We start from the raw sequence: 21,842 nt of genomic DNA, 5'->3' as shown, positions 1-21,842 counted from the left end.
TGAGGTCGCTGCCGCGTCCCCTTTTCCCCTCCGGGAGAAGGAACTCTCGGCACCAACGAGCTTCACATCCAACCTTCTGCGCTGACGCCATATCCTGATGCCTAGCTATCTGCGCACGGCCTTGTCGGGCAAACCAATATCGGAGTTCAGACCATGTCCTTTACAACGGCAATGACCAAGCATGTTCCCGTCTCTTCACGCCTCCTGCGCGCCGCCGGCTACATCAACGGCGCCTGGACGGGCGGCGGGGCGATTAAAACATTCGATGTCATCAACCCCGCCACCGGCGAAGTGCTGGCTTCGCTGCCGGACATGGGCGCCGCCGAGACGACGGCGGCCATCGATGCCGCCTACATCGCTCAGGTCGCCTGGGCCGCCCGCCCGGCCAAGGAACGGGCAGCGATCCTGCGCAAATGGTTCGATCTCATGATCGCCAATGCCGACGAGCTAGCGGCGATACTGACTGCCGAGATGGGCAAGCCGCTGCCGGAAGCCAGAGGCGAGATCCTCTACGCCGCCTCCTATGTCGAATGGTATGCGGAAGAGGCCAAACGCATCTACGGCGAAACCATCCCCGCGCCCTCCAACGACAAGCGCATGGTCGTCATCAAGCAGCCGGTCGGCGTCGTCGGCACGATCACGCCCTGGAACTTCCCGGCTGCCATGATCGCCCGCAAGATCGCACCGGCGCTTGCCGTCGGCTGCACCGTGGTCTCGAAGCCCGCCGAGCAGACGCCGCTGACGGCGATCGCGCTTGCCGTGCTTGCCGAAGAGGCGGGCGTTCCGGCCGGCGTGCTCAACATCATTGTCGGCGTCGACGGCCCAGCCATCGGCCGCGAGCTTTGCGGCAATCCGAAGGTGCGCAAGATCAGCTTCACCGGCTCGACCGAAGTCGGCCGCATCCTGATGCGGCAGTGCGCCGACCAGATCAAGAAGGTCAGCCTTGAGCTCGGCGGCAATGCGCCCTTCATCGTTTTCGACGATGCCGATCTCGACGCCGCCGTCGAAGGAGCGATGGCGTCGAAATACCGCAATGCCGGCCAGACCTGCGTCTGCGCCAACCGCATCTACGTACAATCCAACGTCTATGACGCCTTTGCCGCCAAGCTTGCCGTCAAAGTCGGCGAACTCTCCGTTGGCGACGGCTTCAAGCCAGGCGTGACCGTTGGACCGCTGATCGACGAACAGGGTGTCGCCAAGGCAGAAGACCATGTTCGCGATGCCGTTTCAAAGGGAGCCCGCATCGTGACGGGCGGCCGGCGCATCGAGGGTGGCGGCACGTTCTTCGCGCCGACGATCCTGACGGGCGTCGACCGGAGCATGAAGGTTGCCCGCGAGGAAACCTTCGGCCCGGTGGCGCCGCTCTTCCGCTTCGACACCGTCGAGGATGTCATCACCCAGGCAAACGATACCGAATTCGGCCTTGCCGCCTATTTCTTCGCCGGCGACCTGAAGAAGGTCTGGCGCGTGGCGGAAGCTCTGGAATATGGCATGGTCGGCATCAATACCGGCCTGATGTCGTCGGAAACCGCACCCTTTGGCGGCATCAAGCAATCCGGCCTCGGGCGGGAAGGCTCGCGCCATGGCGCCGACGACTATCTGGAAATGAAATATCTCTGCATCGGCAATCTATAGCTGGCTATCAAGTCGAGGTGATATGAATGCGGCCCTGCCACAGCCGGGCCGCGCTCAATCGGCCGGTGTAGAAAGCGCCCGTATCGAGATTGAGCCGGAGACCGTTGACTTCCGCCTGCTGGATTGGTGTATGGCCATGTACGATCAGCTTCGGCAGCGGCTGCGCGCTGTCGTAGAAGCGCGAGCGGATGAAGACGAGATCATCGTCCTGCTGCTCCGAAATGGGCCGATCCGGATCGATGCCGGCATGGACGAAGAGCGCCTTCGGCGTATCCAGCATGATCGGCAGGCCGCGCAGGAAATTGACGTGATCGTCGGGCAGCCAGGTTCGGATGAACGTATCGAGCTTCTTCTGCTTGGGATATAATTGCTGAAGGCGAGGGATATCCACGCCATAGGAGGCGAGCGTCGCATCGCCGCCGAGCGCCACCCAATCCTCCAGCGATATCTCGCCATCGAGATAGGACAGCATTGCCATCTCGTGATTGCCGGTGAGGCAGATGCGGTCGAAACCGTTCGGCGGCGCCGCCATCAAGCGGCTGACGACCTGTGCCGAGGCCGGGCCGCGATCGATGAAATCTCCCAGCATGATGATGAGCTTTCGGCCGGGAAGCCCCGCCGCGTCGGCAAAGATCTTGCGCTCCAACGCACTGAGCAGATCGTAACGGCCGTGAACATCGCCGATGACGTAGGTGGGCACGTCGAGATGTTCGAGCCACTCTCGACGCCGAGGATGGCCGAAGCCATTGGCCATTTTTTCGCGTATCCTGGACGCCGCCATGAAACTGCCTTTCGAACGCACACCCCGGAACGCCTTAACTGTGTCTGCAAAAAGGACTCAAAAACGACGATTCTTTGCCAGAAAGACAGAAATCATCGCTGATGATGGTTCCGACGGCAGGCCCCAGCCTACGGCACCAGCCCGCCTTGCGGCAAAGCGTCCCGAACCGCGCCTTTATGCATGGAGAAAGTTGACAGTGCGTATCCGCAATCCTATCGCGCTCATCGCGTCGGCGCGAGAACTGCCCGCCATACAACTGGAAAAATGCCGCATCTGTCAGCTTCGGCACGGTAGTTGCCGGATTGCCGGCGCAAACGACAGCGCCTCACACTGGAGCGTCCCATTCACAGCGACTGTAAACTTATCGTGAAGCCCTGATGGATACGACGACGGCGCTCCAGCTCTGCCGCTTCCTGCATGACGCATCTCTGATGCTTCTATGGGGCGCCTGCGCCTATCTCTCGCTCCTTGTCCCGAGAGCACTTGCCGACACCGTCTGGCGCATGGTGGCGAAACCGTTTCTGCTGATTGCTGCGATTGCCGTTTTAACGGTGTTGGCCGTGCTGCCGGTGACGACAGCGAATATCGGCAACGGCTGGAGCGATGCGCTCGATGCCGGCATGATCCACGACGTAATTTTCAAAACCACGGTCGGAGCCGCCTGGCAGGCGCAGGCGCTGGCAGCCATCGTGATGGCTGGCGCCTTGTTGCTTCCGGAGAAACGGTGTCGCTACGGACTGACCCTGGGCGCAGGCCTCGGGCTCGCCTCGCTTTCATTGACCGGGCACGCCTCGATGCTGGAAGGCTGGCTCAAGCAGGTGCATCGCGCCAACGATATCCTGCACGTGCTTGCCGGCGGGGGCTGGCTGGGCGCGCTGGTGCCGCTGCTCTCCACCCTCAGGCTTCTCGGCCGCCCGGAATGCAGGGCGGAAGCGCAACTGGCGCTGCGCCGCTTCTCCAATGCCGGGCACGTTGCTGTCGCGCTCGTCATCGTCTCCGGCATCGTCAATACGCTGCTGATCCTGAAACGTCTGCCGACGGACTGGTCTTCTCCCTATCAGATGCTGCTTGCCGTCAAGATCGCGCTGGTTGCCGTCATGGCGGTGCTGGCAATCATCAATCGCTACGTCTTCGTTCCCTGGATCGGCCGCAATCATGACCGCGCGCTGCTGGCCCTTCGGCTTGGAAGCGTTGCAGAGATCGTCATCGCCATTGTCGTCATCGCGCTGGTCGCCGTCTTCGGCATGCTGGAGCCGGTGTAGATGCCTGCGCTAACCCCTAGCGCCGAGCGATGTTATGACCGCACGAACGGCTGCCGCGTCGCTTGCCGCCGGTTTGTATTCCAAACCGATCCTGCCGCGATAACCCCCGGCAAAAAGCCAATCAAGCCGCTCCGCCAGATCGATATGGCCGGTGCCGGGATCGTTGCGGCCGGGATGGTCGGCGACATGAAGATGCACGATCCGATCGATACGATCGCCGATCACCTGCTGCGTGTTCTCGCCCATGACAGCCGAATGATAGAGATCGTAGACGATGCCCACTTCCGGACGGCCGACCTCATCGACGATATCAAGGCCTTCCGCGGTCGAGGAAAGATAGTAGCCGACGTGATCGATCCTCGTATTCAACGGCTCGAGGCCGAGCCGGACGCCGGACCCTTCGAGAATATCGGCACCGGCGCTCAAGGCGGCGACGATGGCCGCGCGCTGCTCGGCACGGGAAAACTCCGGCAGATCATCGCCGGCCTGTGCAATCAGAACCGGCGCGCCGAGACGCTGGGCGACCGCCACGGACTCCCGCAACCCTTTGAGCCACGCCTCTTTATTTGCCAGATTCGTCAGCGCGATCATCGGCTCTGCCACCATTCCGGACACGGCAATGCCGGTCTCGGCGACGGCAGCTGCAATTGCGTTCAGATCCTTGTTCGTCCAGTGCCAGAACTCGACAGCATCGAGCCCCGCCGCATGCGCCCGCCCGATACGATCGGCAAAGACATCGCCATCGCGCGCAAACAACCACTCGATACAAGCCGAAAACTGCCGCATCAGATCCTCCCTCGATTGGTCAGGAGCAATGCGCGAGATCATGCGCAACCGCAAGCCTCTCTAGCGATGATATTGCTGCGGCAGCCGCGGCATCGAGGGTTTGATCGCCTCTACTTTCACCGCAGAGAGTACGCGCATGTCGCGCCGGAAATCGGAGGGCGTCATTCCGGCAATATGGCGGAAAGATTTGTTGAAAGCGCTGATCGAGCCGAAGCCGCTGTCCATGGCGACCTGCAGAACGTTGGCGCCGTCGCGCATCAGCATCGCCTGGGCCCGCGAAAGGCGCAGCAGGCTCACATATTTCGCCAACGTCATGCCTGTCGATTTCTTGAAGAGGTTCATGGCGTATTTCGGATGGAGGTTCGCTGCCTTGGCAATATCGACCGTATCGATGTCATGCAGAAAATTATCGGCGATGAAATCGCACATGCGCGCCAGGCTGCGCGAAGATTGCGGATGAGCCTTGCCATTTGCCGGATTTCCCGCCTTTTCCGGAACCATACGATAGGGCTCGAAAGCGATGCGCTCCAGACGCAGGAGGAGTTCCGCGACGGCATGTTCCGCCTTGGCGCCATCGCCGGACATGACATAGCGGTGCCATCGCGCGAAGTTCTCGTCGTCGGCGGCATCGGTCGCCGAGCTTATCAGGGTCTGCCCGCGAATGAGGCGGCCGGAAATATCGAGCGGCAGCCGCAGGCGGAAAAAATGCACGAGCGGCAGATGCGCGCCTGCATAGATCGAGTCGTCGGACAGCTCGTCCAGCTGATGCGGCTGGCCGCCCCAGAAGAGACAGATCTCACCGGCTCGCAAAGTAAGCTCGTGATCGCCTATGCGGTAGTGCACGGTCCCGCGGACGATGTAATTGACTTCCACCTGTGCGTGCCAATGCGGCTTTGCCATCGGCAACGGGTGGTTATGAAACATCTGCAGGACATTCGGGAGCCCTTCGACGCTGCTGGCGCCTGGTTGATAAACCGCCCGTTGACCCACCTTACTTTTCGCCAAGTCGATGTTCCTTTTTTAGGAGACAGAAGCGTACCGGCAGCTAGTTTAAGCGTGTTCTATTGAGGACGGCAATTGAAAAGGGAGGATTTTCAATGCGTTTAAAACTTGCTGGAGCGACGGCCCTTGCGGCTCTACTCGCCTCCGGTTCCGCCTTTGCGGAACAGACCACCATCACTGTCTGGAGCTGGAACATCGCTGCGTCGGCGCTGAAGTCCACGGTCGAGGGATTCAACAAGAAATACCCCGACATCAAGGTCGAGGTTCAGGACATCGGCAACCCGCAGGTCTTCGACAAGATGCTGGCTGCTTGCGCTGCCGGCGGCGATGGCCTGCCTGACGTCATGTCGATCGAGAACCACAAGGCTTCGATCTTCTGGAACCGCTTTCCGGACTGCCTGACCGACCTGACGAAGCTCGGCTACAACGACCAACTGAAGAAGCAGTTCCCGGATTTCAAACGCGCCGAGCTTGAGGTCGGCGATGCCGCCTACGCAATGCCGTGGGATTCCGGTCCGGTCACCATGTTCTATCGCCGCGACATGTATGAAAAGGCAGGCGTCGATCCGGCAACGATCAAGACCTGGGACGACTTCATCGCCGCCGGCAAGAAAATCTCCGCCGCCAATCCCGGTGTTGTCATGACGCAGGCCGACCTTAACGGCGACACCGAATGGTTCCGCATGCTCGCCAACGAACAGGGCTGCGGCTATTTCTCGTATGACAGCCAGAGCATCACCGTCAACCAACCGGCCTGCGTGAAGGCTCTGGACAAGGTGAAGGAGATCAAGGACGCCGGCCTGATGAGCGCGGCGAACTGGAACGAGAAAATTCAGGCGAACACTGCGAGCAAGGTGGCATCGCAGCTCTATGGCGGCTGGTATGAAGGCACCATCCGCTCCACCTCGCCGGATCTCGCCGGTAAATGGGGCGTTTATCCGATGCCGAGCATGACGGCCGACGGCCCGCATGCGGCCAATCTCGGCGGCTCGTCGCTCGCAATCGCCAGCGGTTCCAAGCACAAGGAAGCCGCCTGGAAATTCCTCGAATATACGCTTGGCACCAATGAGGGTCAGGTGACCATGCTGAAATCCTTCGGTCTCGTACCGTCGCTGCTGACGGCGGTCCAGGATCCCTTCGTCAACCAGCCGCAGCCCTATTGGGGCGGGCAGAAGGTCTGGGCCGATATCCTCGCCACGCTGCCGAAGATCCGCCCGAGCCCAGGCACCCAGTATTTCAGCGACGCCGACGAGGTCATAAAGGCTGTCCAGACGAAATATCTCGCCGGCGGTTATCCAAACGGCAAGGCTGCGCTCGACGATGCAGCCCAGCAGATCGCCTCGGCGACGGGTCTGCCGATCGCGAAATGAGTGACACCGCGGGGCGTGTCTCCCAAGCCGCGCCCGGCATCCCCGCCGCCCTGGAGTGGGATGATTTTAGGTCTGTTCGGCCTGAAATCTGAATCCGCTCTGGAATCAAAGAAGTAGAGCGTGACGCCGTCCGAAAACCGCCTGCGCTTTTCGGCGTCACGCTCTAGGGCGGCGGGGATGCGATGTTACGCATCATTTTCCTGCGTATAAAGGAGAAGGCTTTCATGCGGTTGCGAAACCGGAGCGCCTATGCGTTCCTTGCACCCTATCTTCTGGTATTCGCCGCTTTCTGGGTCTGGCCGATCATCGACTCGTTTCTGATCTCGTTCCAGAATACCCGGGTCAATCCGTGGACCTTCAATCTGTCGCTCAATTGGGGGCGGCTGTTCGGGGATCCGGCTTTCTACAACGCGCTTGAAAATACGCTGATCATCCTGATCGTCCAGGTACCCGTCATGATCACGCTCGCCACGGTCATGGCGGTGCTGCTGAATTCACCATTGCTGAAGGCACGCGGCATTTTTCGCTTCGCTTTCTTTGCGCCCGTCGTTGTCGGGGAGGTGGCCTATGCCGCCGTCTTCCGCCTGATGTTCAACGTCGATTTCGGCATCGTCAACAAGCTGCTCGGCGGCGTGGGCATCGCACCGGTGTCGTGGTTCGCCGATGCGCACGCTGCCATGGTGCTCATCATCATTGCCGTCACCTGGCGCTGGGCGGGTTATAACGCCATCATCATCCTGTCCGGGCTGCAATCGATTCCCGAGGATGTTTATGAGGCGGCGACCCTCGACCGCGTCAGCCGCTTCAAGCAGTTCATCCACATCACCCTGCCGCTCCTGAAGCCGATCATTCTGTTCTGCGTGGTTCTGTCCGTCATCGGCACCATGCAGCTCTTCACCGAACCATATCTGATCACCAATAGGGGAGGCCCCGGCGGCGGGACGGAAACGCTCGGCCTGCTGCTCTATCGTCAGGCTTTCCAGTCGACCAACTTCGGCTATGCCTCCGCGATCGCCTATACGATGGCGGCGCTTGCGGTAGCCATCTCTCTTCTCAATCTCTGGGTGGGGCGCGAACCGAAATGAAATCGAAGTCCAAATCCACTCTGATCCGCTCCATCGTCTTGCACGGCCTGCTGGCGCCGCTCGCCATCATCTGGCTGTTTCCGCTCTGGATGATGTTCGTCTTCTCGACCATGCCCGATTACGGCATCTTCAGCCCCGGCATCATCCTGACACCGTCGACGGGTTTCATGGACAACGTCCGAAACCTCCAGGCCGACACCAACTTCATAGGCGCCATGACGATCTCCATTGTCGTTGCCGTCACCTATACCTTCCTGTCGGTGCTGCTGACCTCGATGGCGGGATGGGCGCTCGCGCGCTACCAGTTCGCCGGGCGTTCGGGCGTCATCGGCATCATCCTCGGCACGATCACGCTGCCCTACTCCGTCGTCGTCATCCCGCAATTCATCATGGTGGCGCGCGATTTCGGGCTGGCCAACTCCTGGGTTGCGCTGATCGTTCCGCCGCTCTTCAACTCGCTCGGCGTGCTCTTCATGCGTCAGGCCTTCTCGATGATGCCGGGCGAGCTCTTTGACGCCGCCCGTGTCGAAGGGGTCAAGGAATGGCAGATCTTCCTGCGCATCGCCCTGCCGCTGGCAAGGCCGACCATGGCGGCGCTCGCCATCATCCTGTTCCTGGCTTCCTGGAACAACTATCTCTGGCCGCTGCTCATCAATTCCCGGCCGGGAATGATGACCGCGCCCGTCGCGCTCGGAACGCTGATCGGCCTCACCAGGGTCTCCTGGGGCGGCATCATGGCGGGCGCCGTGATGCTGACGGCGCCGATCCTCGTCGTCTTCGTTCTCCTGCAACGCCACTTCATCGCCGGTATCGCCGCCGGCGCAATCAAATAATTCCGGGAGATCCGTATGGCTGAACTGTCTCTTACCAATATCGTTAAACGCTACGGTTCGCTGGAAATCATCCACGGCGCCAATCTCGAGGTGAAGGACGGCGAGTTCGTCGTCTTCGTCGGGCCGTCAGGATGCGGCAAGTCCACGCTCCTGCGCATGATCGCCGGCCTGGAGGATATTTCCGGCGGCGAACTCAGGATCGGCGGCCGGGTCGTCAACGACGTGGAACCGGCCGATCGCGGCATCGCGATGGTCTTCCAGTCCTATGCCCTCTATCCGCATCTGACGGTCGAGCAGAACCTCAATTTCGGGCTGCGCATGAACGGCAATCCGAAGGCCGACACCGACCGCCGCGTCAAGCAGGCGGCCGAGATCCTGCAGATTACCGAATTGATGCAGCGCCGGCCGAAGCAGCTTTCCGGTGGCCAGCGCCAGCGCGTCGCCATCGGCCGCGCCATCGTGCGCGAACCGCAGATCTTCCTGTTCGACGAGCCGCTTTCCAACCTCGACGCCGAACTGCGCGTGCAGATGCGCGTGGAAATCTCGCGCCTCCACAAGAAGCTTGGCACGACGATGATCTACGTCACCCACGACCAGACGGAAGCCATGACGCTCGCCGACAAGATCGTCGTGCTGCGCGGCGGCAATATCGAACAGGTGGGAGCGCCGCTCGACCTCTATGACGATCCGGCCAACCAGTTTGTAGCCGGGTTCGTCGGCTCCCCGAAAATGAATTTCCTGCAGGCCGAGGTGACGGACAACCAACCGGGCCGCATCGCCGTCGTGCTCAAGGGCCGCCGCAATATCCGTCTGACCCTGCCACTCACTTCCGCCAAGGTGGAGGCCGGCCAGCCGGTGACGCTCGGCGTCCGGCCGGAACATTTCCTCGAGGCCGGACGCGGCGATGTGGATATGACCGTCGACGTCGATGTCGCCGAGCATCTCGGCAACACCAGCTACATCTACGCCAATATCGAAGGCGGCGAGCAGATCGTCATCGAGCGCGAGGAGTCCCGCAATACGGGCAATCGCGACAAGCTCAGCGTGGCGCTATCGGCGGCCAAGACATTCCTGTTCGACAGCGCCGGCAACCGATTGCGATAGCGCCGCCCGTTCTCCCAAGACAGCATGCAGATTTAGGAAAGGATCGTTCCATGACCACTGAGACATCAATCCGCTGGGGCATCATCGGCCCCGGCAGGATCGCACAGACTTTTGCCGAAGGTATCGCCCATTCCCGCAGCGGCAAACTGGTGGCCATCGCCAGCCGCAACCCGGACAAGCCGGGCCTCGGCGACGGCTTCCCCGGCGCGCGCATCGTCAATGGCTATGAAGCCCTGCTCGCGGACAAGGAAATCGACGCCGTCTATATCGCCACGCCCCACACCGGCCATGCCGAATGGGCGATCAAGGCGATCCGGGCCGGTAAGCATGTACTCGTCGAAAAGCCGATCGCGCTTTCCGCCTTCGATGCGGAAGCCATCTACTACGAAGCCAGGAAGGCGGGCGTCTTTGCCGGCGAGGCCTTCATGTATCGCGTCCATCCGCAGACGGCGAAGCTGATCGAGCTCGTCAAGAGCGGCGTAATCGGCGATCTGCGCATCATCCGCTCCTCCTTCGGCTTCAACATGGGCAAGGTCAATCCGGAACACCGGCTGTTTGCCAATGACATGGCGGGCGGCGGCATTCTCGATGTCGGCGGCTATCCGGTCTCCATGGCCCGCCTGATCGCCGGCGCGGTCGATGGCAAGCCGTTCCTCGATCCCGACAAGGTCTCCGGTGTCGGCCATCTTGGCCAGACCGGAGTCGACGAATGGGCTTCCGCCGTCCTGAAATTCCCGAATAAGGTCATTGCCGAAGTGTCCTGCTCGATCATGGCGAACCAGGACAACACGCTACGCATCATCGGCTCGGACGGGCGCATCGAGGTCAAGGACTTCTGGTTCGCCTCCGGGCATAAGGGTGGCGTCGGCAAGATCGACGTCATTAAGGGCGGAGAGACCCAGACGATCGAAGTCAAGGAAGAGCGCTGGCTGTACTCCTTCGAGGTCGATGCGGCTGGCGACGCCATTCGCGCCGGACAAAAGGAATTCGCCTATCCCGGCATCGGCTGGGCGGATTCGATCGGCAATCTCAGGGTTCTCGACCAATGGCGCGCTTCGATCGGCCTCGAATATGGTGTCGAAAAGGCGGCAAAGCGGACGAAGAATATCGCCGCCGCGACCGTTACCAAGGGCAACAGCATCCCGAAGCGAAGCATTCCTGGCATTTCCAAGCCGGCATCGCTCGTCACGCTCGGCTTCGAGTTCTTCCCGAATTTCGCAGCCGCCTCGCTGACGCTCGACGCCTTCTATGAAGCCGGCGGCAATACCTTCGACACGGCCTATGTCTATGGCGGCGGCAAGACGGAGAGCATCTTCGGCGACTGGCATACCAGCCGCAACGTGTCGCGCGAGGAGATCGTGCTGATCGGCAAGGGCGCGCATTCGCCGCTTTGCTACCCGGACATGATCGCCAAGCAGCTCGACCAATCCCTCATTCGCCTGAAGACCGACTATGTCGACATCTACTTCATGCACCGCGACAATACCGACGTTCCGGTCGGCGAGTTCGTCGATGCGATGGATGCCGAGGTGAAGGCCGGCCGCATTCGCGGCATCTTCGGCGGCTCGAACTGGACGCGCGCCCGCTTCGACGAGGCGATCGCCTATGCCGAGAAGAACGGCAAGACGGCGCCGGCTGCCCTTTCCAACAACTTCTCGCTGGCGGAAATGCTCGACCCGATCTGGGCCGGCTGCGTTGCGGCTTCCGACGACGACTGGAAGGCGTGGCTCAACGCCAAACAGATCCCGAACTTCGCCTGGTCGAGCCAGGGCCGCGGCTTCTTTACCGACCGCGCCGGCCGCGACAAGCGAGACGACGAGGAATTGGTTCGTGTCTGGTATTCCGACCGCAATTTCGGCCGCCGCGACAGGGCGATAGAACTGGCGCAGAAGCTCGGCCGCAACCCGATCCACATCGCGCTTGCCTATGTCGTCGCCCAGCCGTTCCCGGTCATTCCGCTGATCGGCCCGCGCACGGTCGCCGAACTGGAGGATAGCCTCTCGGCGCTCGACATCAAGCTGACGCCGGAACAGGTGAAGTGGCTCGAGGGCTGAGATAGGCCTGTCGTTCAAAGGCGTTATTGACGCAAAAGGCCCATCCGGAAACCGGATGGGCCTTTTGCATACGCGCCGTCCATGATTATCAGTGATCAGCCGGCGAAATCGAATGTCTTCGCATCAGCCCCTTCGAGGCGCAGCAGATAGGCCTTGCGCTCGAGACCGCCGGCAAATCCGCGGAGATCGCCTGCCGACCCCACCACGCGGTGGCAGGGTGCGATGATCGAGATCGGGTTGCGGCCATTGGCGGCGCCGACCGCTCGGATCGCCTTGGCCGCGCCGATCTCCGCTGCGATTTGGCGGTAGCTGCGCGTTTCGCCGAAGGGGATGGCGAGCAGGGCCTGCCAGACCTTCTGCTGGAATTCCGTTCCGGCAAAATCGAGGGGCAGATCGAAAACGTGTCGTTTGCCGGCGAAATATTCGCAGAGCTGCCGCTCGGTTTCCACCAGCACGGGATGGCTGTCGTCTTCGGCTACGATAAGCAGGGGCACGCGGCCAGGCCGGTCGTTGTCCCAGAGGATCGCAGCAAGGCCGTCATCGCTGCCGACGAGCTTCAATGCGCCGACGGGCGAATCGATAGTCCGATAGACATAGTGCTTTTCTGCATTTCTCGGAGTTTTGGTCATGCCGATATCCTTTCTTTGAATTGCGCTCGCGGCATCAGGCGAGATTGCCTCTGATGGAGCGCTTATGTCCCTATTGGACCTCAAATGACGGTCGCCAACCACCCGAAAACGGACGGCGAGCAGGAAAATCCCGGCATTTCCTATTCCTGTGCTCAGCCGCGAGATGACGCAGCCTCCATGCGCTCGCTTGGGAAATGGGCTGGAATTGTGTAGAATCGCGGAAAGCCACATCATCCAGCATGCGGAGCCCTTCATGACAGTTCGCCCGCCGCGCAATTTCAATTCTTCGCAGACGAACGAGACAGGTCTCGGCATTCTCGAATATGAGATGCTATGGGAACAGGCCAGCACGCTCGGCCATCACGGTATGAAGGTGGAAGCGGCGCTTGCCGCATTGCAGGAGGGCGAAGCCAAGGGCAAGGAGGGGATCGAGCACGAGCGGCTGGTGGATATCGCGGCGCAAGCCGTCTGGGCCATGTTCATCCACCGCGAGCTCTGCGGCCTGCGCAACGGCCGCGACGTCATCCAGCGCTATGGCATTCCGAACAAGGTGCTCGCGCGCCTCGGCGCCAGCCCGCGACATCCTCCGGTTTAGGATTTCAGGATTGCCTGAAAACGCGGATCGAAGGCATGGCCGATCGGCTCCGCCGCCGCACCGCGCGCCACAGCCCAAGGGTCGGTCATGCCGAGCTGCAGGCGCGGCAATAATCGATCCGGGCGATCGGCATTGGAGGGCAGCAGCGGCTGCATCGCCGAGATCAGCCGCGTTGCGAGCGCTACGGGCGCACCGCCGCAGAGAATTACCGTCTGCGGATCGAAGATAGTTTCGATGAGCTGTACGCTCCAGCGCAGATCGACCGCCGCCCTTTCGATCCAGGCGAGGATATCCGGGTCATCGGCGGCGGCACGGTCGTTTATCAGCGAATAAATATCAGGGGCCATCGGATCGACGCCGAGGTGATCGTAAAGCGAAGCCAGCGAGGCGCGATGCTCGAGCTGGGTCAGCCGCCCACCCGCCGTCAGCAGCGCCATGCCGATTTCGCCGGCATTGCCATAGGCCCCGCTATAAAGTTCGCCGCCCAGGATAAGCCCCGCACCGATACCGTAGCCGACGTAGAGGCAGACGGCGTGGTCGAGCCCATGCGCCGCGCCAACCATGCGCTCGGCGGTCGCGCAGGCGGCCGCGTCGTTCTGCAGAGTGACATTGAGGCCCGTGCCGGCCGACAGCGTCTCCAACAGCGGAAAGCGCTGCCATGCGCCCATCATCCACGGATTGTCAGCATCCTCCTGCTCGATGCCGAAGGGACCCGGCATGGCCGCACCGAGGCCAACGAGGCGCTTCTCCGCCTGCGCGACACGCTGGCTGAGCTCGGCACGCACATCTTCTATCAGCTGCAGGACCACGGGCGTTCCCGTCGTCGGGCCACCGGCCGGCAGGTTCGCTTCCTTGCGGATGAGGACGTTGCCGACGAGATCGACGGCGATGGCGCGGGTGATGTGCCGGTCGATCTGCAGGCCGATGGCGAAAGCGCCCTCCGGCACGAGACCATAGGGAGTGGAGGGCTGGCCGCGGCCGCGGCGCACCGTTTCCCTTGAGGTCACCAGCCCGTCGTGCTCCAGCTCCTCCATGATGTTGGAGACCGTCTGCTTCGTCAGACGGGTGGCGCGCGCGAGATCGGCGCGGGAGAGCGCGCCGTTCAGCCTGAGGGCGTCGATGATCACCCGCCGGTTATGGGCGCTGGTGCCCTCGTGGTTCGTTCCGCTCGTGGCCCTGATCGGGCGAATATCGTTCATCTGTTTTTGCCTCTTGACAGCAATAGAATATTGAAGAACAAATTAGTCAAGACAATTGACTTAAAAGAAACCACAGAGTTTCATCAGGGAACTTGAGCGACGCTCCGATCAATGTTCGGCAGCCAGCCCGGCCAATTGCCTGCTAGAGAACCGCTGGCGACGTTAGCCGCCTTTGGAAAAATCGCGTGACTGTCAAAAACTGGAGGACGGAATGTTGAAATCATTGAACAAGACATTGCTGGGCGCAGCGCTGATCGGCGTATCCTTCGCCTCGCACGCCTTTGCAGAAACCACGATCAATGCCCTCTTCATGGCGCAGGCCGCCTATAGCGAAGCCGATGTTCGCGCCATGACAGATGCCTTCTCCAAGGCCAATCCGGATATCAAGGTCAATCTCGAATTCGTTCCTTATGAAGGCCTGCACGACAAGACCGTGCTCGCTCAAGGGTCCGGCGGCGGCTATGACGTCGTGCTCTTCGATGTGATCTGGCCGGCCGAATACGCGACCAACAAGGTTCTGGTCGACGTTTCCTCGCGCATCTCGGACGACACGAAGAAGAGCGTGCTGCCGGGCGCGTGGACGACGGTCCAGTATGACGGCAAATACTATGGCATGCCCTGGATCCTCGATACCAAGTACCTGTTCTACAACAAGGAAATCCTGGAAAAGGCCGGCATCAAGACGCCGCCGAAGACCTGGGACGAACTGAACGAGCAGGCGAAGATCATCAAGGACAAGGGCCTTCTGGCGACGCCGATCGCCTGGAGCTGGTCGCAGGCCGAGGCCGCGATCTGCGATTACGCCACACTCGTCAGCGCCTATAAGGGCGATTTCATCAAGGACGGCAAGCCGGCCTTCCAGACCGGCGGCGGTCTTGATGCCCTGAAGTACATGGTCACCAGCTACAAGTCCGGCCTCACCAATCCGAACTCCAAGGAATTCCTCGAAGAGGACGTCCGCAAGGTCTTCGAAAACGGTGACGCCGCCTTCGCGCTGAACTGGACCTACATGTACAACATGGCCAACGACCCGAAGGACAGCAAGGTTGCGGGCAAGGTCGGCGTCGTGCCGGCACCGGGCGTTGCCGGCAAGAGCGAGGCTTCGGCCGTCAACGGCTCGATGGGTCTTGGCATCACGTCTGCCAGCAAGCATCCCGACGAGGCCTGGAAGTACATCAGCTACATGACCTCTCAGGCAACGCAGAACCAGTATGCCAAGCTCAGCCTGCCGATCTGGGCATCGTCCTATGACGATCCAGCCGTGACGAAAGGCCAGGAAGAGCTGATAGCAGCCGCAAAGGTCAGCCTCGCCGCCATGTATCCGCGTCCGACGACGCCGAAATATCAGGAACTGTCGACTGCACTGCAGCAGGCGATCCAGGAATCGCTGCTCGGCCAGTCTTCTCCGGAAGACGCGCTGAAGTCTGCTGCCGACAATAGCGGTCTCTGATAGTCTTACCGGGCGGTACTCGTTGCCGCCCGCCTCTTACCTCCTCCATGAAGAATGAAAGAAGGGGCCTGCCATGTCCGGCACCTCTATGACAACTCGCGCTTGGGCTTTGATGCTGCCGCTGCTTGCGGTGATGATCGCCGTCATCGGCTGGCCTCTCGTCGACACGGTCGGCCTCTCTTTCACGGATGCGAAGCTTGTGGGAACCGGCGGCAATTTCGTCGGCATCGACAATTACGCGAAGATGCTGGCAAATTCCAATTTCCAGCGCACCCTGATCACGACAGCCTGGTTCGCAATCGTCTCCGTCGCCGCCGAAATGGTGCTCGGCGTGCTGGCCGCCCTGCTGCTGAACCAGAATTTCAAAGGGCGCGGCGTGCTGCGCGCGCTGATGATCCTGCCCTGGGCACTGCCGACCGTCGTCAACGCGACGCTTTGGCGGCTGATCTACAATCCCGAATATGGCGCGCTGAACGCTGCCCTTACCCAGCTCGGCCTAATTGACGCCTATCGCTCCTGGCTCGGCGAGCCGGGCACGGCGTTGACGGCGCTCATCGTTGCCGATTGCTGGAAGAATTTCCCGCTGGTGGCGCTGATTGCGCTCGCCGCCCTACAGGCCGTGCCGCGCGATATCACCGCCGCATCGCTGGTCGACGGCGCCGGACCTTTCACGCGCTTCCGCTTCGTCATCCTGCCCTATCTGGCGGGGCCGCTGATGGTGGCGCTGGTGCTGCGCACCATCGAGGCCTTCAAGGTTTTCGACATCATCTGGGTGATGACGCGCGGCGGCCCGGCAAACAGCACGCGCACGCTGTCGATCCTCGTCTATCAGGAAGCCTTTTCCTTTCAGCGGGCGGGATCGGGTGCGTCGCTCGCCCTCATCGTCACGCTCCTTGTCACGGTGCTTGCCGCCGCCTATGCCGCCCTTGTCCGCAAAACAGCGGGGAGTGCCGCCTAATGGAACGCCAGAGCCCGCTCCTCACCTGCTTCATCTATGTCTGCGCCATCCTGCTCGCTGTCATCATCCTGGCGCCGATCGCCTGGCTCTTCATCATGAGCATTTCGCCGGCCGCCGATCTTGCCGCCAAGCCTTTGCGCTGGTGGCCGCAGACGGCGGATTTCTCGCGCTACAAGCTGCTGCTGTCGACGTTGGAAAACAGCGAGGGTGCCGCCTTCACCTCGTCGCTGCGCAACAGCGTCGAAGTGGCCGGCATGGCGACCGTTGCCGCAATCGCGCTCGCCATCCCCGCCGGCTGGGCCGTGTCGCGCACGCCGTCCGTCGGGTGGTCGCTTTCCATGGTCATTGCCACCTATATGCTGCCGCCAGTCGCTCTTGCCGTGCCGCTCTATATGGGCCTCGCCCATCTCGGCATGCTAAACAACGTCTTCGGCCTGGCGCTCGTCTATCTGACGATCCTCGCGCCATTCACGACCTGGCTGATGAAATCCGGCTTCGATTCCATCCCGAAGGAGATCGAGGCTGCGGCGATGATCGACGGCGCCGGGCTGTTCCAGACGCTGAAGATCATCACGCTGCCGCTTGCCATGCCGGTCATGGCGACCTCGGCGCTCTTCGCCTTCCTGCTTGCCTGGGATGAATTCTTCTATGCGCTGCTCTTTACCTCCGACCAGCGCGCCAAGACCCTCACCGTCGCCATCGCGGATCTCGCGGGCGGCCGTGTCTCGGATTACGGACTGATCGCGACTGCCGGCGTGCTGGCCGCCTTGCCCCCGGTGCTGATCGGCCTTGTCATGCAACGTGCCCTGATCTCGGGCCTCACCAATGGCGGCGTCAAGGGATGACCATGACCAAAGAGAGAACACGCCCCGAAGGCCTTGCCGCCATCGACCGCGAAATGGCCCGCCAGCATGCCGATGCACTCGCCTCCTTCGAGGCTGCCGCCGACATGGCCGCCAAGGCCGCGGCCTCGCTGAAGCGCACCGGCAAGCTCTTGCTGCTCGGCATGGGTGGCTCCCATGCCGTCAACCGCGCCGTCGAACCGCTCTACCGCGCAGCCGGCATCGATGCGATCGCCTTGCCGCTCTCCGAACAGCTCGGCCAGCCGCTGCCGCTGGAAGGCCGCACGATCTTCATGACCTCGCAATCCGGCGAAAGCGCCGAGGTCGTGCGCTGGTTTAAGGAAACGGGCGGTACTGCCGAGACCTTCGGCCTGACGCTGGAGGGCAGCTCTTTCCTTGCGAAAACCGCGCCTTCACTTGTCGGCGCCGGCGGCACCGAGCTCGCCTTTGCGGCAACCCGCAGCCTTACCGTCACCTTCGCATTGCATCTGGCGATTTTCGCCGCTCTTGGACAGGACCCGACGCCTGCGCTTGCCGTGCTTCGCGCGCCTGGAGCATTCGACATCAAGCCGGCGCTTGCGGCTCTCGCCAATGTCGTGACGATCGTCACCTCCGGTCGGCGTCTGCAGGGCGTTGCCGAGGCTTTGGCGCTCGGTCTCACCGAACTTTCCCGTCGTCCCTGCTTCTCGCTCGAAGGCGGGCAGCTGCGCCATGGTCCGATGGAAATGCTCGGCCCCTCGATCGGCGTCATCCTCTTCCGCGGCAATGATGCAACGGCGAACCTCGTGACGGCCATGGCCGTTTCCGCCGCCGAAACGGGTGCGCCCGTGATCGTCTTCGACGGCTCCGAGGAAGAGCCGGTGCCCGGCTGTGTCACGCTGCGCTTCAAGCCGGAAAGCGGACTTGCCGCCATCTTCCAGATGCTGCCCGTCGCTCAGTCACTGATGATCGCCTTTGCCGACGAGCGGGTGGAAAATGCCGGCACGCCGGTGCGCTCGACGAAGATCACCCGGAGCGAATGAATGAAGCCGCTTGCAGTCATCGGCAATGTCAATATCGACCTGATCCTTGGGCCGGCAGCACCGTGGCCAAAAGCCGGCACCGAGATCATCGTCGATCACGACGAGCTGCGCGTCGGCGGCCAGGCGGGCAATAGCGCGCTCGCCTGGGAGGGCCTCGGCGTCGATTACGAGATCGCGGCGAATGTCGGCAGCGACCAGTTCGGACGCTGGCTCAGCGAAGCGTTCGGTAAGCGCAGCAGCAAGTGGCCGGTACGTCCAGAGGGCACGACACTCTCGGTGGGCATCACACATCCCGACGGCGAGCGGACTTTCTTCACCACGCGCGGCCACCTTCCCCGCTTCAATCTCGACGACGTGCTGACGGTGCTCGATGGCGAGAAGCTTGCCGGTGGTTATGCGCTGCTCTGCGGCGCCTTTCTGACGGAAGACCTCGCCCGCGACTACGACGCCCTGTTCGACTGGGCCGACAAGCACGGGATCACCGTCGCGCTCGACACAGGCTGGCCGCTCGACGGCTGGACGGAGACGAATTGCGACGCCACGCGTCGCTGGCTTTCCCGCTGCGGCGTGGCGCTGATGAATGAGGTCGAGACCACGACGCTTGCCGGCATGAACGATCCGGCTGACGCCGCCCGCGCACTTCGTGCGCTGATGCCTGCAGGCGCCATCTTCGTCGTCAAGCGCGGTCCGGATGGTGCGATCGCCGTCGATGCCGACGGCAAGTTCGTTTCGGCTACGGCGCCAAAAGTTATAGTGGTCGATACGATCGGCGCAGGCGATGTCTTCAATGCCGGCTTCCTGGCCGCCCTTGCCAGCGGCGAGACGCCGGCGGCCTGCCTTGCGGCGGGGATCGCGGTCGCCTCGCGCGCCATTTCCACTCTGCCGCGCAGCTACGGCCCGGCCAAAGCATCCGAGGAGGTCGCTAGATGAGCGCGCTCGAAATCCAGAACATCCGCAAGAGCTATGGAGAAGTGGAGACGCTGAAGGGCATCGATATCTCGCTCGAAAGCGGCGAGTTCCTGGTGCTGCTCGGTTCGTCGGGCTGCGGCAAATCCACGCTTTTGAACATCATCGCCGGGCTTGCGGAGGCAACCAGCGGCGATATCCGCATCGGCAATCGCTCGGTGCTCGGCGTGCACCCGAAGGATCGCGACATCGCCATGGTGTTCCAGTCCTATGCGCTCTATCCGAACCTCTCCGTCCACCGCAACATCGGCTTCGGCCTGGAAATGCGCAAGGTGCCTGCGGCGGAACGCGACAAGGCTGTGCGCGAGGCGGCGAAGCTCTTGCAGATCGAGGCGCTGCTGGAGCGCAAGCCGAGCCAGCTTTCCGGCGGCCAGCGCCAGCGGGTAGCTATCGGCCGGGCGCTGGTGCGCAAGCCGGAAGTCTTCCTCTTCGACGAGCCGCTCTCCAACCTCGACGCCAAGCTGCGGATGGAAATGCGCACCGAGCTGAAGCGCCTGCACCAGATGCTGAAGACCACCGTCGTCTATGTGACGCACGACCAGATCGAGGCGATGACGCTTGCGACCCGCATTGCCGTAATGCGTGACGGCCGTATCGAGCAGCTCGGAACGCCGGACGAGATCTACAATCATCCGGCAACGCTTTACGTCGCGACCTTCGTCGGTGCGCCGCCGATGAACCTCCTGAATGCGACCGCCGATCAGGATTTGCTTCGTATAGACGGCACCTCGATTACGTTGCCGATGCCGGCGACGAAAACCGAGATCAAACGGGATCAGGAGCTGGTCATCGGCATAAGGCCGGAAACCCTGCGTCTCGAGGAAAACGGCAAGCTCGAGGCCGTCTGCGAAGTCGCTGAACTCACAGGCCCCGAGCTGATCGTCACGGCCCAGGCGGGCTCTCAGCGGCTGATGGCCTGCCTGCCGCCGCGCACAGCGATTGCGGAAGGGCAGAGCCTAAAGCTCGGCTTCGACGCGGGCGCGCTGCATCTCTTCGATCGCGCCACCGGGCGGCGCTGCGAATAGATCTTCACACCCTGGAGACATGATCGCCGAGGGTGGCGCGAGCGACCATTGCAGTCTCCCGCGCCACCCGCATTAATTTTATTTCCGTAATGTTACCGCAAGGCGGAGCGCCGAACCTGACGATGCAAACGATCGTCGGGAAAGAACCGTGTTTCAACTTCAACGCAGCGCACAATGGCCTTTCTGGCTTCAATTGAGCAATATCGCTCTGAATTTCAGCCATGCCTTTGCGGCCATCCTCTATCCCTGGATCATGTACGATCTTACCCGCAGCGTCGGGTGCACGGCGCTGATCGCTTTCGTGAATGCCGGGGTTCTCGTGATCGGCATGGTTTTTACCAGCCGCCGCTGTCGATCAGTGGGGTGCTGGTCGGTCTTCTTGTGAAGGGGTCGACGATCAATATCTTCTCAGTCATCGGCTTCATCAGGCTGATAGGCCTCGTGACCAAGAATGTTATTCTGCCTGTCCATCAAGCCAACAAGCGGCCGGCGAGGCGGTGCAACATGTGCCAAAGCCGCGATTGAGGCCGGCATTGTCCGCCTTCGGCCGATCATCATGACCACCCGGCAATGATGATGGGCTTGATGCCGCTGGCGCTCGGCTTTGGGGAAGGCGGAGGAGCGCGCATCGATGGCGCAAGCGTGATCGCGGCGGTCTCCTGTCCTCAACGGTGCTGACGCTCGTTTTCGTGCCGGTGACCTTGTCTCTGATCGAAAGCTGCCGGACAATGCTGAAAAGGAAAACAGGATCGATCGGCAAGAGATCGAATGAAGGATGCGGCCGAATGAGGACGAAAGTACCCTGGTTCCGCGTAAAAACCTATGGCTACGGGGCGGGTCTGCCGTGCCGGTGGCAGGGTTGGGTCGCGATTGCGATCTACGCGCTCGTGCTCGCTGCTGCCATTTCCGTCGCCGCACCCTTTGCGAACGACGATCCGACCGCCTATGCAGCGGCGATCGGTATCCCGACGGCACTGCTGATCTTCGTTGCCTGGTGGAAGAGTGACGCGCCATGGCGCTGGCGATAGGGCAAGACCGGCGATACGCGGAAGGATTGACAGCTAGAGGCTCTGGCCGGAGCAGCTTGCCGATCAGAAAACGTCAGGTTGGAGACCAGATCCGAAAAAGGGCGTCCCCTGTCCTTCCGCCGACCGAGCCTGCTATCTTCCTCCTGCGGCTGCGTGTTGTTGAGCGAGAGAGTGCCTTCGTCACAGCCGAAGCTGGCGGAGGTGCTCGTATTACGC

22 protein-coding genes are annotated in these 21,842 nt (G+C 61.8%); 17 read left to right on the top strand and 5 right to left on the bottom strand.

The window, feature by feature from the left end; translation table 11 throughout:
• The first annotated feature begins 153 nt into the window (after positions 1 to 153).
• Positions 154 to 1,635, top strand: a complete 1,482-nt coding sequence (locus C7U61_RS00110) for an NAD-dependent succinate-semialdehyde dehydrogenase (RefSeq protein ID WP_106996141.1) — start codon at positions 154 to 156, stop codon at positions 1,633 to 1,635.
• A gap of 7 nt (positions 1,636 to 1,642) precedes the next feature.
• Here the strand turns inward: C7U61_RS00110 and C7U61_RS00105 are convergent, their stop codons facing one another.
• Entirely contained in the window at positions 1,643 to 2,389 is a 747-nt protein-coding gene (locus C7U61_RS00105; RefSeq protein WP_181315759.1) for a metallophosphoesterase family protein, read from the bottom strand.
• Between the two features lie 404 nt (positions 2,390 to 2,793).
• Here C7U61_RS00105 and copD point away from each other — a divergent pair, with 404 nt between their 5' ends.
• Positions 2,794 to 3,678, top strand: a complete 885-nt coding sequence (copD, locus tag C7U61_RS00100) for a copper homeostasis membrane protein CopD (RefSeq protein WP_106996139.1) — start codon at positions 2,794 to 2,796, stop codon at positions 3,676 to 3,678.
• 9 nt (positions 3,679 to 3,687) lie between these two features.
• Here copD and C7U61_RS00095 read toward each other — a convergent pair whose 3' ends face one another.
• Positions 3,688 to 4,464 (bottom strand): TIM barrel protein, encoded by a 777-nt coding sequence (locus tag C7U61_RS00095; protein ID WP_106996138.1) that lies wholly within the window; start codon positions 4,462 to 4,464, stop codon positions 3,688 to 3,690.
• 60 nt (positions 4,465 to 4,524) lie between these two features.
• On the bottom strand, positions 4,525 to 5,475 hold the full coding sequence (locus C7U61_RS00090) for a helix-turn-helix domain-containing protein (RefSeq protein ID WP_245410729.1): 951 nt from the start codon (positions 5,473 to 5,475) through the stop codon (positions 4,525 to 4,527).
• Positions 5,476 to 5,561: 86 nt separating this feature from the next.
• Here C7U61_RS00090 and C7U61_RS00085 point away from each other — a divergent pair, with 86 nt between their 5' ends.
• From C7U61_RS00085 to C7U61_RS00065, 5 genes are all read left to right on the top strand, one after another.
• A complete protein-coding gene (locus C7U61_RS00085; protein WP_106996136.1) occupies positions 5,562 to 6,836 on the top strand; it encodes a sugar ABC transporter substrate-binding protein in 1,275 nt (424 codons plus the stop codon).
• A 224-nt stretch (positions 6,837 to 7,060) separates the two neighbouring features.
• Positions 7,061 to 7,921 (top strand): sugar ABC transporter permease, encoded by an 861-nt coding sequence (locus tag C7U61_RS00080; RefSeq protein WP_106996135.1) that lies wholly within the window; start codon positions 7,061 to 7,063, stop codon positions 7,919 to 7,921.
• Positions 7,918 to 8,754 (top strand): carbohydrate ABC transporter permease, encoded by an 837-nt coding sequence (locus tag C7U61_RS00075; protein WP_106996134.1) that lies wholly within the window; start codon positions 7,918 to 7,920, stop codon positions 8,752 to 8,754. Before C7U61_RS00080 ends, C7U61_RS00075 begins: the two co-directional genes overlap by 4 nt.
• 15 nt (positions 8,755 to 8,769) lie before the next feature.
• The gene (gene ugpC, locus C7U61_RS00070) at positions 8,770 to 9,858 is read left to right on the top strand and encodes a sn-glycerol-3-phosphate ABC transporter ATP-binding protein UgpC (protein ID WP_106996133.1); all 1,089 of its coding nucleotides are present in this window, start codon (positions 8,770 to 8,772) and stop codon (positions 9,856 to 9,858) included.
• A gap of 50 nt (positions 9,859 to 9,908) precedes the next feature.
• Complete coding sequence (locus C7U61_RS00065) at positions 9,909 to 11,912, top strand: aldo/keto reductase (RefSeq protein ID WP_106996132.1); 2,004 nt, start codon at positions 9,909 to 9,911, stop codon at positions 11,910 to 11,912.
• 95 nt (positions 11,913 to 12,007) lie between these two features.
• Here C7U61_RS00065 and C7U61_RS00060 read toward each other — a convergent pair whose 3' ends face one another.
• Positions 12,008 to 12,541, bottom strand: coding sequence for a methylated-DNA--[protein]-cysteine S-methyltransferase (locus C7U61_RS00060; RefSeq protein WP_106996131.1), 534 nt, complete (start codon positions 12,539 to 12,541; stop codon positions 12,008 to 12,010).
• Positions 12,542 to 12,794: 253 nt separating this feature from the next.
• Between C7U61_RS00060 and C7U61_RS00055 the strand changes: the two genes are divergently transcribed.
• Entirely contained in the window at positions 12,795 to 13,136 is a 342-nt protein-coding gene (locus tag C7U61_RS00055) for a DUF6665 family protein (RefSeq protein ID WP_106996874.1), read from the top strand.
• On the opposite strand, the gene C7U61_RS00050 is transcribed toward C7U61_RS00055, so the two are convergent.
• Positions 13,133 to 14,335 carry an ROK family transcriptional regulator gene (locus C7U61_RS00050; RefSeq protein WP_106996130.1) on the bottom strand — a complete coding sequence of 401 codons (1,203 nt, stop codon included), beginning with the start codon at positions 14,333 to 14,335 and terminating at the stop codon, positions 13,133 to 13,135. The genes C7U61_RS00055 and C7U61_RS00050 overlap by 4 nt on opposite strands.
• A gap of 211 nt (positions 14,336 to 14,546) precedes the next feature.
• Here C7U61_RS00050 and C7U61_RS00045 point away from each other — a divergent pair, with 211 nt between their 5' ends.
• The 9 genes from C7U61_RS00045 to C7U61_RS00010 all read left to right on the top strand — a co-directional run bounded on the left by C7U61_RS00045 (position 14,547) and on the right by C7U61_RS00010 (position 21,626).
• The gene (locus C7U61_RS00045; protein WP_106996129.1) at positions 14,547 to 15,785 is read left to right on the top strand and encodes an extracellular solute-binding protein; all 1,239 of its coding nucleotides are present in this window, start codon (positions 14,547 to 14,549) and stop codon (positions 15,783 to 15,785) included.
• 73 nt (positions 15,786 to 15,858) lie between these two features.
• Entirely contained in the window at positions 15,859 to 16,743 is an 885-nt protein-coding gene (locus C7U61_RS00040; RefSeq protein WP_106996128.1) for a sugar ABC transporter permease, read from the top strand.
• A complete protein-coding gene (locus C7U61_RS00035; RefSeq protein ID WP_106996127.1) occupies positions 16,743 to 17,588 on the top strand; it encodes a carbohydrate ABC transporter permease in 846 nt (281 codons plus the stop codon). Before C7U61_RS00040 ends, C7U61_RS00035 begins: the two co-directional genes overlap by 1 nt.
• Positions 17,585 to 18,607, top strand: a complete 1,023-nt coding sequence (locus C7U61_RS00030) for an SIS domain-containing protein (protein WP_106996126.1) — start codon at positions 17,585 to 17,587, stop codon at positions 18,605 to 18,607. The genes C7U61_RS00035 and C7U61_RS00030 overlap by 4 nt, the downstream gene beginning before the upstream one ends.
• Positions 18,608 to 19,537 (top strand): PfkB family carbohydrate kinase, encoded by a 930-nt coding sequence (locus tag C7U61_RS00025; protein WP_106996125.1) that lies wholly within the window; start codon positions 18,608 to 18,610, stop codon positions 19,535 to 19,537. It begins immediately after the preceding gene.
• Positions 19,534 to 20,598, top strand: a complete 1,065-nt coding sequence (locus tag C7U61_RS00020) for an ABC transporter ATP-binding protein (RefSeq protein WP_106996124.1) — start codon at positions 19,534 to 19,536, stop codon at positions 20,596 to 20,598. Before C7U61_RS00025 ends, C7U61_RS00020 begins: the two co-directional genes overlap by 4 nt.
• 148 nt (positions 20,599 to 20,746) lie before the next feature.
• Positions 20,747 to 20,983: a hypothetical protein gene (locus C7U61_RS19585; protein ID WP_245410738.1), complete on the top strand. Its 237-nt coding sequence runs from the start codon at positions 20,747 to 20,749 to the stop codon at positions 20,981 to 20,983.
• Positions 20,878 to 21,123, top strand: coding sequence for an efflux RND transporter permease subunit (locus C7U61_RS19580; protein ID WP_245410728.1), 246 nt, complete (start codon positions 20,878 to 20,880; stop codon positions 21,121 to 21,123). The genes C7U61_RS19585 and C7U61_RS19580 overlap by 106 nt, the downstream gene beginning before the upstream one ends.
• A 260-nt stretch (positions 21,124 to 21,383) precedes the next feature.
• A complete protein-coding gene (locus C7U61_RS00010) occupies positions 21,384 to 21,626 on the top strand; it encodes a hypothetical protein (protein WP_106996873.1) in 243 nt (80 codons plus the stop codon).
• Positions 21,627 to 21,842: the final 216 nt, after the last annotated feature.

The sequence above is a fragment of the Rhizobium sp. JAB6 genome (assembly GCF_003024605.1).
Classification (GTDB): domain Bacteria; phylum Pseudomonadota; class Alphaproteobacteria; order Rhizobiales; family Rhizobiaceae; genus Rhizobium.
The sequence above is the reverse complement of the archived record's forward strand: the minus strand, read 5'-3'. Positions and strand labels throughout refer to the sequence as shown.